8 protein-coding genes are annotated in these 12,737 nt (G+C 54.4%); 5 read left to right on the forward strand and 3 right to left on the reverse strand.

What is annotated here, in order from left to right; genetic code table 11:
* From ACYX34_RS01325 to ACYX34_RS01345, 5 genes are all read left to right on the forward strand, one after another.
* On the forward strand, positions 1-680 hold a 680-nt coding region (locus ACYX34_RS01325), incomplete at its 5' end, for a response regulator (RefSeq protein ID WP_462074752.1).
* A 174-nt stretch (positions 681-854) separates the two neighbouring features.
* Entirely contained in the window at positions 855-4,316 is a 3,462-nt protein-coding gene (locus ACYX34_RS01330) for a PAS domain S-box protein (protein WP_462074753.1), read from the forward strand.
* Complete coding sequence (locus ACYX34_RS01335) at positions 4,309-4,992, forward strand: response regulator transcription factor (protein WP_462074754.1); 684 nt, start codon at positions 4,309-4,311, stop codon at positions 4,990-4,992. The genes ACYX34_RS01330 and ACYX34_RS01335 overlap by 8 nt, the downstream gene beginning before the upstream one ends.
* 138 nt (positions 4,993-5,130) lie before the next feature.
* On the forward strand, positions 5,131-5,832 hold the full coding sequence (locus ACYX34_RS01340) for a response regulator (protein ID WP_462074755.1): 702 nt from the start codon (positions 5,131-5,133) through the stop codon (positions 5,830-5,832).
* Between the two features lie 111 nt (positions 5,833-5,943).
* Positions 5,944-6,519, forward strand: a complete 576-nt coding sequence (locus ACYX34_RS01345; RefSeq protein ID WP_462074756.1) for a TIGR00645 family protein — start codon at positions 5,944-5,946, stop codon at positions 6,517-6,519.
* Between the two features lie 167 nt (positions 6,520-6,686).
* Here ACYX34_RS01345 and ACYX34_RS01350 read toward each other — a convergent pair whose 3' ends face one another.
* From ACYX34_RS01350 to ACYX34_RS01360, 3 genes are read right to left on the reverse strand one after another with little or no spacing between them, the layout of a single operon-like run.
* Positions 6,687-8,246 (reverse strand): response regulator, encoded by a 1,560-nt coding sequence (locus tag ACYX34_RS01350; RefSeq protein ID WP_462074757.1) that lies wholly within the window; start codon positions 8,244-8,246, stop codon positions 6,687-6,689.
* Positions 8,243-11,482, reverse strand: coding sequence for an ATP-binding protein (locus ACYX34_RS01355; protein WP_462074758.1), 3,240 nt, complete (start codon positions 11,480-11,482; stop codon positions 8,243-8,245). Before ACYX34_RS01355 ends, ACYX34_RS01350 begins: the two co-directional genes overlap by 4 nt.
* A 6-nt stretch (positions 11,483-11,488) precedes the next feature.
* Positions 11,489-12,631 (reverse strand): FIST signal transduction protein, encoded by a 1,143-nt coding sequence (locus ACYX34_RS01360; protein WP_462074759.1) that lies wholly within the window; start codon positions 12,629-12,631, stop codon positions 11,489-11,491.
* Positions 12,632-12,737 lie beyond the last annotated feature (106 nt).

Raw genomic sequence — 12,737 nt, forward strand, 5'->3', positions numbered from 1 at the left:
TGAAACAACCACAAACCAGCATCGTACTTATCGACGATCATGAAATGGTCCGCCGGGGGTTGCGAGCTCTGCTTCATCTCGAAGCGGATCTGTCGATCGTGGGCGAGGCGGCAACCGTAGCCAGCGGGGTAGATCTCGTCGAACGATTGACGCCTCAGATGGTCTTGCTTGACGTCAAACTGCCCGATGCCACGGTCACTGAGGCCATCCGCCGCTTGTTGGGCGTTTCCCCAAAACTGCGAATTCTTATCCTCACAAGTTACGCGGAAGATACGACGGTCATGGCGGCCGTCCAGAACGGTGCCCATGGCTATGTGCTAAAAGACGTTCGCATGGATGATCTGATTCGAGCTATTCGGACCGTCGCTTCGGGTCAGGGCTATCTTGATCCTCGAGTGACCCAGCAGGCACTGCATTGGATTCGGACCAGCTCACACTTGGGAGTTACGCCTCACGGGGTCTCCCGTCTCTCTCCGCAAGAGCGCTTAATCCTCCCGCTTCTCGCGGAAGGGAAAACCAACAAAGAAATTGCCGTTCAGCTACGTTTGAGCGACAAGACCGTCAAGAACTACCTGGCAAACATTTTTGACAAACTCCATGTAAAACGACGGACCGAAGCGGTGGCTTGGTTCATGAAAGAATCCCATATACCTGGTGTGGGGCAAAGCCCGAAACTCTGATTGGCCTGCCCCCACACCGATTCTCGGCCTCACCTCTGCTTGCCCGTGTATCCCCCATCCCCTCTGGTTTTGCGGGACTTCCGAGTTCTATACTATCCTCAGATATCTACACTCATCGAGTGATGACTACGCTTGCACCCTAGTATTGGCTGGGCGACACAGAGGCTTCAGTTCATGAATTCACCGCTGGAGACCGACGATTCAACCTGCAGCGCACCGGGCCCACCACGCAACCAAGGACTGGAGCCCCAGCAGACGCCTGTTCAGACGAAGCAAGGCCGTTCCCCCGTGCAACTCTCTACAGTCGGAGCTGTCCATGTGGGGACCTGGGAGTGGAATAGTAGGACAAATCGAGTGAACTGGTCGTCGGAAACCGCACAGATCTTCGACCTTGTTCCTGACAGTCGTGATGGTTCGTACGAAGAGTTCTTTGCTCACGTCCATCCGGATGACGGCCATTATCTCAAAACGTCCACTGCGCAGGCTCTTGAGACTCGTTCCTCATATGAAATCGACTATCGAATTATCACGCCGTCTGGAGTCGTCCGGTGGGTGGCATGCTTCGGTCGCACCATGGTCGATGAGACCGAATCAGTGTCGGGCATGATGGGCACTGTTGAAGATATCACCGCCCGTAAAGAATTTGAGCTCACTCAGCACGCTTTTAGAGAGACCATGGAAGCACTAGTTCGAGAACGAACAGCAGTGTTGGAACAGACTATCCTAGACCTCAAGAACCAAATTGGGCAAAACCGGCAGATTGAAGCTGCACTCAAGTCAAGTGAACAGCGCTACCAATTGCTCTACGAACACAACCCTTTCATATATTTCACACTATTGCCTGACGGAACTGTGGTGTCCGTCAATCGTTTCGGGGCTGATCAACTTGGATACCGAGCAGAAGATCTCGTCGGCCAATCCATTGTGAAGGTATTTGATTCAAGAGAGCACCATACAGTGTTGCAGCAGTTGGCCACTTGCGCCACTCACCCCTACACAGCCTTTCAATGGGAGGCTCAAAAAACCAGACGAGACGGAACTCGGCTATGGGTTAAAGAGCATGCTCAGGCGATTCATGATCACACAGACCAAATTCTTATCCTTGTGACCTGTGAGGATATCACGGGGCGCAAGCGCACAGAAAAGCAGCTCCACGAGACTTCTCGCCTCCTCTCAACCCTCGTCGAAGAGTCCGCGCTACCGATTGTCAGCCTCGATCGCGAGGCGCGCGTGGTCAGCTGGAATCACGCTGCGACTCGTCTGTTCGGGTGGTCTCGGGAGGAAGTATTGGGCCGCGAACTCCCTTATATTCAGGCCGGCGGCGAGCCGGCAGCCGATGCCCTATGGCAAGCAGGACTGCGCAGAGAGTTGACCGGCCCAGTAGAACTACAGCGCCAGCGCAAAGATGGCAAGGTGTTGAACCTGCTCCTCTGGCCAGTGTTCGTCTATGACGAATTCGAAGAGGTTTCGCTGGCAGTCGGTCTCTATGTAGATCAGTCGGACCTCAAACGAGCCGAGGCGGCCAAGGTCCAAAGCGAAGCGCAGTTGGCCCGTCTTATCGAACATTTCCCCGGAGTGATTGCTCGTGTCGACCATGCGCTTCGGTGTACGTACGCCTCCCCTGGATATGAATGGTGGTTTGGCAAGAATCCGGAATCCATCATCAGCCTGACCATTGAGGAGGTCATCGGCAAAGAGGCTTTTCTCCGAACCCTCCCGTTGATCATGAGGGCGCTTGCTGGTGAACGTGTGGTCTTTGAAAATCACATGCCGACCAAGTCCGGCGAGACCTGGCATGGGCTCATCACCCTTGAGCCGGAGTTCGATGATTCCGGAGCATGCAAGGGGTTCTCTGTGTTCGCGATCGATAACACAGAACGTCGCCTGGCTGAAGAGCAGGTCCGGGAAAATGAAGCGAGATGGCGAGCCTTCTATGAACATGCCGGAGTCGGCATCGCCCAACTCAGCCAGGACGGACATTTTCTTCGCGTCAATCCTCATCTCTGCGAACTGCTGGGCTATTCCGCTGGAGCCTTGCTCCAACGGAATTTTCAAGAACTCACACATCCGGACGACCTCCCATCGAATCTGCCGGATCTTCATGAACTACAGATGAAACATCGCCATCCCTTCTCCGTGGAGACACGGTGTCGACGGAGTGACCGAACATGGGTGTGGGTTGATTTGAGGGTATCGTTGGTCCAGGGGATCTCCGGTGACCAAGACTATTTCATAGCGGTCATTCAGAACATCACTGACCGCAAATATTCCTATTCGCTCCTCCAAGCCGCGATCAACTCGGTCGCGGACGGCCTGCTCATCGTTGACCGACATGGCAAGGTCACCAGTATGAACCAACGATTCTTGCATTTCTGGAACATCCCCCAGACACTCGCAGACGGTGGAGACGACGAGGCACTGCTCAGCTTCGTTCTGGACCAGCTCCAAGAACCGGACGCATTTTTACGCAAGGTCCGTGAGCTGTATGCTCATCCAGCGCAGGAAAGTTTCGACGTGGTTGCCTTCAAAGATGGACGAGTGTTTGAGCGATACTCTCGACCACAGGTCCTGGATAACGAAATCGTCGGACGCGTCTGGAGCTTTCGTGATATCACTGAGCACAAGCTCGCCGAGCAGGCATTACGGGAGAGCGAACTGCGGCTGCAGCGTTTCGTGGCCGAAGCCCCCGTTGGGCTCTGCATCCTCGACGAGAATTGGCGCGCCATCATCGCCAACCGCGCGTTGTGCGAGCTGACGGGCTATGAGCAACATGAAATCGTCGGGAGCACCTACGCACTGTACACCCACCCCGAAGATCTTTCAGCACACATTCAATTGACGGATGAATTCTATCGGGGAATCAGATCTGCCTATACCCATGAAAAGCGCTACATCAGAAAGTCGGGTGAAATCATTTGGGTTTCTGTGAAGGCTACGCGTATCGAATTATCGGGCCACCAAGGTCCACTACTCCTTGCTGCAGTGCAGGATATTACCGAGCGTAAACTGGCACTAGCAGAGCGAGAGCAGCTCAGCCGTGACCTACACGACAACCTCCTGCAAACCCTGTACGCGGTCGGACTACAACTCGAAGCCGGCAAGCTGGCAATGGAGCGATCTCCACGCCGGTCAAAAACACATCTCTCTCACGCTATCCGCCAGCTCAATGGTCTCATGGTCGATGTCAGACGGTTTATTGCCCTCTTGACGGAGCGCACTCCCGTGCAGCTGGACTTTGGGCAGGCACTTCGAGCACTGGTGGACTCCACGGCAGACACCGCCTGTCTCGCCGCAGAGCTGGACATTAAGAGCCCTGTGCTTTCTTTCATTACGCCTCAACTCGGGGAGCAGCTGTTGAATATTGCACGCGAGGCTTTGAGCAACAGTGTCCGCCATGCTCGCGCCTCCCGTCGCTGGGTGCATCTGAGTCTAACCCAAAACTCAATCCGGCTACTCATCGGCGACAATGGTATCGGCTTCTCTCCCACCCGCAAACGCCGCGCTGGCCGAGGACTTGCGAATATGGCGGTTCGCGCTCAACACATGGGTGCGTTGTTCTCTCTCGAAAGCCTACCAGGCCATGGAACAACGATTACCGTCGACGTGCCATTGAAAAAAGACGCGCTGTATGCGTAAGTCACCAGCAATTCGACTCGTGATCGTGGATGATCATGAAGTCGTGCGGATCGGTCTCTGTGCGGTCCTCAACCTGACGCCCGGGCTCAAGGTCATTGGGCAGGGAAAGCGGATGGCGGAGGCGAAGAGGATGTGCTTTCGCCTGAAGCCTGACCTTGTGTTGCTTGATATCCGACTGCCGGATGGAAGCGGTGTCGATGCGGCCAGAGAAATCATCGCCCGGTGTCCCAACACCCGGGTCTTGTTCCTCACGAGTTTCGCCGATGACCATACGGTGCTTGAAGCCGTTCGAGCCGGTGCTCATGGATATCTTCTCAAAGACATCGCCTCCCGGACACTTGTGCGTGCCATTCGAACCGTTGCCGCCGGACAGACGCTTATGGACCCCCGCCTGGCTCGACACACGTTAGACTGGTTCAAGCAGGTCCCCATCGAACCAGGACAATCTAAACGTCCCCTCCTCTCCCCTCAAGAACAACGCCTGCTTCCTTTGGTGGCTAAAGGCCTGACCAACAAAGAGATCGCCCAATTCCTTCGTCTCAGCGAGAAAACGGTCAAAAACTACCTCGCCAATATCTATTCCAAGCTCAATATTGGTCGCCGATCGCAGATCGCCGCGTTCTATGCCGGTAGCTTCAAGGGATCTGGTGCCCGTCTCCCTCCTGGACGCCACTAGACACCTCCTGATGCCAGATTCTTGCAAGACTCCCCTTGGGTAAAGAACTGTGCGCGTTGTTCCGATAAGAAAGGAGTCGTTCTAAGCCGAAATACAGGTTTGTAGCACACGCAGGTCGCCAACACCGCACATCACCACATGGCCATAGGAAACATGCCCGCGCAGTCCTCATCGTCACCTGCAATACTTCTGATTGAGCCGGATCAGGACCTTGCCTTGGCATTCCGAGAGCTGATTGCCGTCGCCTATCATGCATCGGTCACGCTCGATGTCGTGTCTTCTCTCTATGAGGGACTCACCTATCTCCAGACCCATCACGTCTCGTTGATTCTCATGAATCTCTCTCTGCCGGACGATACCGGGCAGGAGGCAGTGGCACGGGTCCGCCGGACTGCCTGTTCCAGCGCAGTCATTGGGTTCCATCGAACTGCCGATGCCACGGTGCTGTCTGACGCCATCCGTGCGGGAGCCCATGAAGTGTTACCCATTGTCCCACCCTCAGCTGAAACCCTCCGCCTGTCGATCACCAATGCCTTGATCAGAGCCACCCGCCCTCTGACGGCCACCGAACCAGCACCCTCGATTCCCGCAAGCCCTACCCTATCTCTACCCCTTGCAAAAATTGCACACGATTTAAACAACAGCCTGACATCCATCAAAGGATACACCGATATTCTCCTCGCGCGATTATCAGCGGAGGATCCGGCACACTACTGCGCTGAACAGATCAAACTGGCATGCGGACGAGCCGAAAATTTGATCAAGCTGTTACCACGTACGACCAGTACGTCCCCCGCTCCGCAGCCTTCACGGCCAATCAACAACGCCCCAGCCGCCTGAGATCTTCATCAATCTCCAGAATTGACAGTCCTTCATCCCCTGACTAGGATACGGGCGGCCATTGAGAGAGCCTATTACACATATCGTTCTTTCTTCTGAAAGGAGCCCGTAATGTCCGACTCTGGTTTACCCGATACCCGGGGAACCCACCGTTCATCCAATCCCACTCACACTGCCAGCAATCAGATCGAAGCCTTCTTCGAATCGGCCGTCTTTGCCAGTCGGTGGATTCAGGCGCCGCTCTACGCAGGACTTATCATAGCCGAACTGCTCTACGCGTATAAGTTTCTGGTCGAACTCTGGCACATGGTGATTCACATCAACACCATGGAAGAAACGGTCTTCATGCTGGGCGTCTTAGGCTTGATTGATGTCACCATGGTTGCCAATCTTCTGACCATGGTCGTGATCGGCGGGTACGCGACGTTCGTCAGCAAGCTGGATCTGGAACACCATCCGGATCGTCCTGAATGGCTGACACACGTCGATCCCGGCACCATCAAGATCAAATTGGCCGCATCCTTGATCGGCATCTCTAGCATTCATCTCTTAAAGGGATTCGTCGACGTCGCGCACGAGGACCCGGAGCATTTGAAGTGGAAAATTTTCATCCACATGACGTTTTTAGCCTCAGCCATTCTCTTGGCCTGGACTGACAAGATCATGCAAAAGGACAAGAAGCATTGAACTGTGGCGTGATACGATTCGGCTGGCTATGGAATATCTCGGTGAGAAACCAGACAGGCTTAGCCTGAACGCTCTCAACTCATTAAATCCTCATCGGTTCTCTCGGGGGTACAATAGAGCAGGGTGAGAGACAGACTGACTCTCGCGATAGCTCCGGGAACACACGGCTAGGAAACCGCGTCTCCTATCGCAGCCTTGATGGCTTCGACAGTGAGGGGCTTTTTGAGATATCCATCGACCACGAAGGGAAGATCGGATGGAATCTCGCCGCTCACGATATCGTGAGAGAGACCGAGAATGCGTAGCTGAGAAAACTGCTCTTTCAGTCGTTGCACCTGAATACGTTCTGCTTCTGAGGTCAACAGATTGAATTCCGCCACCAAAAGAGAGGGCGAATGCTCAAGGACGATCTTGCTAAGATCCGCCACGTTCGTGATGATAGAGACCCGGCACCCAAGCTTTTCTAAGGTTCTTCCGAGAATCGCCTGACTGACTGCTTCGTTCACGTACATGAGAGCATTCCGCTGTTTCACGACTTGTGGTGAGCTCGGACTTACCGCAGTAAAAGGAAGATCGAACCAGAAGCGGCTTCCTCTTCCGAGCTCACTCTCGAATTCGATTGTCCCACCCATCAATTCGACAAGCTGCTTTGCAAGGGCCAATCCAAGTCCCATCCCTCCGTATTTCCTTCGATTGGATCCATCTGCCTGGACGAAGGGCTGAAACAATCGATCTGCATCGGCCTTATCAATACCAACTCCCGTGTCAGTAACAGTAAATCGTACCCAGCTTGCGCCACGAGACGACTGAGGCTCCGTGTCCCCAGATGCTCGTGGAGAGGGACCTACGTGCAGGGAGATCTCACCCCGCTCAGTGAACTTGACGGCATTACTCAGGAGTCCAGAGACCAGACGGCCCAGGCGGGCCCGATCGCCACAGAGATTCAAAGGAACCGTTGGATCGATATCATGCCGAAGTAGGATCGCTTTCTCTTTTACTCGCTCCAGCAATGGCGTCAAGTGGTCTTGCACCACCGCATGAATGGCAAACTCTTCCCGACTCAGTATCACATGTCCCGATTCCAACTTGGAGAAATCCAAAATGTCGTTGATGATATCCAACAAGGCCTTTGCAGACGTCTTGATCGTTTCAGCACAATCGCGCTGTTCCGGTGTCAAATCTGTGTCAAGCAGTAAGTCATCCATCCCGATGATGCCATTCATCGGTGTCCGAATCTCGTGACTCACCGTGGCCAGGAACTCTGATTTCAACCGCGCTCCTTCCAGCGCGGCGTCGCGAGCCTGAACCAGTTTCTCCTGGCTGTCACGCAAGTCACGCATGGCTTGACCAGCCCGCAACATGTAGCGCACCCGGTGGGTCAAGAGGAGCCCATTGATCGGCTTGACGATAAAATCGGTCGCCCCAGCATCGTACGCCTGTGTAATGGATTGATAGTCCTCCAGTCCGGTCATCATGAGTACCGGTGTATGGATTCCCTTGGGCAACCGCCTCACCTCGGCACAGACGGCAAAGCCGTCCATCTCCGGCATCATAATGTCCAGGAGTACCAGATCTGGAGCGTGGCGGACGAAGGCTTCGATTCCCAGACGCCCATTCTCTGCCTCTTCCACCGACCACCCAGACTGCTCAAGCACTTCACGCGCTAGCATTCGGGCAATAGTATCGTCATCGATAACCAAGACCGTCGGACGACGTTCGATACTCATGCTGGAACACTTCCTTTGGTCACTTCCCTTCGAAGCGCAACACAGGCCGCCGTATAATGTTGCCCCAGCCGATCAACCACCTCATCGACATGCGTTAGGTCTTGACGCTCTCCCATCTGCTCTAATTCTCGACAATCAGCGGAAACCGCCGTGGCTCCAAGCTGAGCGCTGCTCGACTTAAGGCGGTGCGCGGCAGCGCGCAGTTCCGTGGCATTTTGCAACCGTGCGGCTGAGCGTATTCGGTCGACAATATCCGGCGACGTTTCAAGATATGACGTTACGACGCGTACGACAAGATCGGGCTGTCCCGGACGTTGAAGTACGCGAATCCCCGCCAGAGCTGTTTGATCGATGACCGCCTCAGCAGGCTGCCCAACCGGATCCGTTTCCGGACGAACATCCTCTGTCAGATCACCCACTAGGTTATTCGCACCGAAACCTGATGGACGCGCGGACCGACCCGAATCCCCTCTCGACCAGTGCGGTACCCAACGAACAAGCATCTGCTCAAGAAGAGCGAGGGTAAAGGGCTTAGTGAGATAATCATCCATGCCGACTGAGAGACAGTGCTCCCGGTCGCCTTGCATCGCGTGCGCCGTCAACGCCACAATCGGCAGTCGTCGTTTGGAAACGCTCCCACTACCTTCGCCCGAACCCACTCGTTCCGTCTCGCATGCCCGAATCAGTTTGGTCGCGGTCATTCCATCCATCTCCGGCATCTGGCAGTCCATAAAGACAAGGGCATAATCCGTCTTGGCTATGGCAGCGACGGCCTCTCGTCCATTCTCTGCCGTATCGACCTGGCAACTAAGCATTTCCAGCATGCCACAAGCTACTTCGCGATTGGTTGGATTATCCTCCACTAGGAGAACACGAAACTCGCCCGCGTTCACTGGGAGCTGATCGCTGACCGTTTCATCACATTTCGCCGGCATGATAAGCGATTCTGCCGACCTCGAGACCGGCATATCAGAGCGTTTGCAATACACCGTGAATCGAAAACAGGTCCCTTCTCCCGGACGACTCTGCAATTCAATCGTCCCACCCATGAGAGTCACCAGTTGCTTGACAATCGCAAGGCCCAACCCTGTTCCTCCGTATTTCCTGGTCGTCGATCCATCCGCTTGAGAAAATGCGTCGAAAATATGTGTCTGGGCATCAGGGGAAATTCCGATACCCGTATCCGTCACTGTGACGGACAACCCGTTTCCCCTGTCGCTTGACTCCTTCAGCTCAGCACTTACAGTGATGGCACCCTGCTCAGTGAACTTGACCGCGTTGCTGACCAGATTGACGATGATCTGTCTCAGTCTTGTCGGGTCCCCGACCAGGGACAACGGAAGTTGGGGATCGATTTGACAGGACAACCGCAGCCCTTTCTGCTCTGCGGTAGGGGCTGAAACGGCCACGGCTTCCTCAATCGTCCGATGAACATCAAAGGGGATCCTCTCTAATTGCAATTTTCCAGCCTCAATTTTTGAAAAATCGAGAATGTCATTAATGATCGACAGGAGTACCGATCCGGACTGATGGATTGATTGGGTCAAATGACGCTCTTTCTCGTTGAGAGGATAGCGAAGCAATAACTCCGTTAGGCCGAGCACGCCGTTCATGGGTGTCCTGATTTCGTGGCTCATATTGGCGAGAAATTGGCTTTTGGCTTGATTCGCGGCTTCCGCTGCATCTTTAGCTTGTCGGAGTGCCTCCTCCGCTAATTTCCGATCAGTCACATCGATATTAATACCGACCATTCTGGCTGATAGATCCCCCACATTTTTGATCGATGTCCCACGGGTAAGAATCCACCGGTAGGAGCCGTCCTTGTGGCGAAGACGATGCTCCAGTTCGAACTGTGCGGTATGGGCAAGTAGATAACTCTCGATAGCGCCCCACGTCTGGTCACGATCGTCAGGGTGTAGCCGACTTTTCCACTCTTCAAATGACCCAGCTAATTCGTGATCCTCGTAGCCGAGTTGCCGCTTCCACTCCGGGGATAGGTAGACGTCATTTGTCGACAGATCCCAGTCCCAAATCCCAATATTCGTGCTGTGGACCGTCGTGGTCAAACGCCCTTCACTTGTACGCAGGGCCTGCTCAACTTTTTTCCGGTCGGCCGCCTCAAGAGCCAATGCGAGGGTGTTCGCCACAGAGACGGCAAAATGCTGCTCTTCCAACGTCCAATGGCGTCTGGGACCGATGTGCTCGTGACAAATCACTCCCACCATCCGACCACCCGAACGGATCGGGACATCAAGCATGGAGGTAATCCCCTGAGAGGTTAAATAGCCATCAGCAAACTCCCTCGTACTGGAGTCCCGCAGAGCATCATCCGCCACAATGAGTTGTTCTAACTCCAACGCTTGGAAATAGCGTGGATACGTGGAGGCTGCCAACACAAGACCCTGTGAATGCTCTTGAGTGGCCGATTGATAGAGTTTGGCACATTGAATAGCTGAATGGTGCTCCGTAAAAAACCAGATACTGACCCGTTCGACACACAAAAAGACCGCCGCAACCCGCGTGATGGTTCGAAACGCTTGCTCAAGATTCCCGTCATAAATTTCAGGACTTTCTGCGAGTTCAGACAATCCGCTCTGAATTCGACGGAGCAGATCCTCTGTCTGTTGACGTTCCCGCTCGACCTGTTTCTGATGCGTGATGTCTCTGAAAACCAGTACCGCTCCGACCACAATCCCTTCCAACGACATGGGCGTCACGACCAGGGAAATAGGGAGCAACCGACCGTCGGCTCTAATCAACAGCCCATCATCCGTGCGGTAAGGTTCACCGGACGCGAGCGGAGGAAATGTGGCATCGGTCACGAGACATTCTTCTTGATATTCTTTGGGACCAGGCGAAATCATTCGATAGACAGGCCGATCAAGCAGTACGTCAGCAGGTTCCCCTAACAACACCTCGGCCTGATGGTTGACCATCTGAATCTTCCATTCTGCGCTCACAACACAGAGTCCGTCGCCCAACGAATGCAGCACGGTTTGGAGTTTCTTCCGTTCTTGTGCCAGCTGGGTATCACTGGTCTGTTTGAGTTGAGCGTAGAGCTCCTGCATTTCTGTTGAAGAAAGAGCCAACGACCGCTCCAAGAGCGCATGGCCTTGGTCTGCTTCGACATAACTCTGATCGATCTTCTTCAGCAGCTCGTCCCACACCACCAGAGATGGGGGATGCGCCTCATCAAGCCCCAGGCGTTTCAGTTGTCGAGCCAGCAAGGGATGCATAGGCAATCAGGCAGTCTCACTCAACGTGGTCAACGTCATCGTCTGATTGTGCAAATCACAGGTCCCTGTGGCGTAGGGAGAAATCTCGCCATAGGAGTAGAACCCGATCTGTTGGGTTCCTTTCGGTAACACATCAAGAGTCGCTTCGATCTCCTCCTCCGTCCTTCCTCCCAACACAAGCCGGCGGCCCACACAGCTAATTGCAATCGCGAGCACAGACGAATCTCCATCAACCGATGGGTGCGTCAAGGTGGCAGCTTCTGAGGCACCTTGAACCAATCGGTCAAAATTCGCCTTCATCAGCTGGGCCAGTGCCCCTTCCTGAATATCGCCGGCGAAGGTCAACGACTGATCCGATTCATTCACGGCCAAAATGGTTCGGACGAGGCGCTTCGGATCTGATTCCTCGGCGCGCAGTGCTAGCGGGAATAATAGGCCGGTCGCTGGCAAACCAGAGGCTCGCTCCCCCAAATATTCTTTGTACAGTTGGAGGGCAGGACGGCCATCGAGCTCAAAGAGCACGTTCCCTTTCGACTTGGTCACACGACGTTCCGGCCCAAAGCGATCCCAGCCTCCTTTTGAGCCATGCCCGATCCGAATTCGATCGCCATAGAACCCGACGGCCGTCACAAAACCCGTTTGTGGTCTTTGATCTTTCAAGACCCAGGTCCGACGAAACCGATCCCCATCGCCGGCTAACCCCCCAGTCACCACAACTGATGATGCAACCTGGGTGTTGAGGCCTCGCACCAACTCACTCCCGTTCACCTGAAGACCATCTGAAAGTACAAAAATACCTTTCAGACGAGCATCATTCAGTTGACGCGCGATATCTTGCCCGGCGGCAAATGACTCGTCGGCGGATAGGACTGGGGCGCTGGCCAGTCGAAGATCGGTCTGTTCGAATCGGGCGATGGCTGCACTCACACTCTCGTCGCAAACCTGCGTTCCAAGAATTTCCCCTGCCGTTGAACAGCCAATGGCAAGAGAGTCTGGGTAGTCGTGAAGCAACTCGGCGATAGGACCATCAGCATCGAGAAGACTTGACGATCCAAACAACAACACGAGTGTTCGAGGTGAATCAATTTTTGGTCGATGGCTGACTGACCAGTGCTTTTTCAGATCAAACCCAAGCGTATGGACTTCCATCACACAGCCTCCTTCGTATCTTGCTCGATGCGGCGATTTGACCTGCCCATGAATCGTGACCTGTCACCGACCCGTCTGTTCCCTGTTCAGCAAACTACGCCGTCAA

Source organism: Nitrospira sp. CMX1, from assembly GCF_054902215.1.

Excerpts from the sequence above, each read along its gene's own strand:
- ACYX34_RS01330 (WP_462074753.1), top strand. The coding sequence starts at position 855 with ATGAATTCACCGCTGGAGACCGACGATTCAACCTGCAGCGCACCGGGC.
- ACYX34_RS01335 (WP_462074754.1), top strand. The coding sequence starts at position 4,309 with ATGCGTAAGTCACCAGCAATTCGACTCGTGATCGTGGATGATCATGAA.
- ACYX34_RS01340 (WP_462074755.1), top strand. The coding sequence starts at position 5,131 with ATGGCCATAGGAAACATGCCCGCGCAGTCCTCATCGTCACCTGCAATA.
- ACYX34_RS01345 (WP_462074756.1), top strand. The coding sequence starts at position 5,944 with ATGTCCGACTCTGGTTTACCCGATACCCGGGGAACCCACCGTTCATCC.
- ACYX34_RS01350 (WP_462074757.1), bottom strand. The coding sequence starts at position 8,246 with ATGAGTATCGAACGTCGTCCGACGGTCTTGGTTATCGATGACGATACT.
- ACYX34_RS01355 (WP_462074758.1), bottom strand. The coding sequence starts at position 11,482 with ATGCATCCCTTGCTGGCTCGACAACTGAAACGCCTGGGGCTTGATGAG.
- ACYX34_RS01360 (WP_462074759.1), bottom strand. The coding sequence starts at position 12,631 with ATGGAAGTCCATACGCTTGGGTTTGATCTGAAAAAGCACTGGTCAGTC.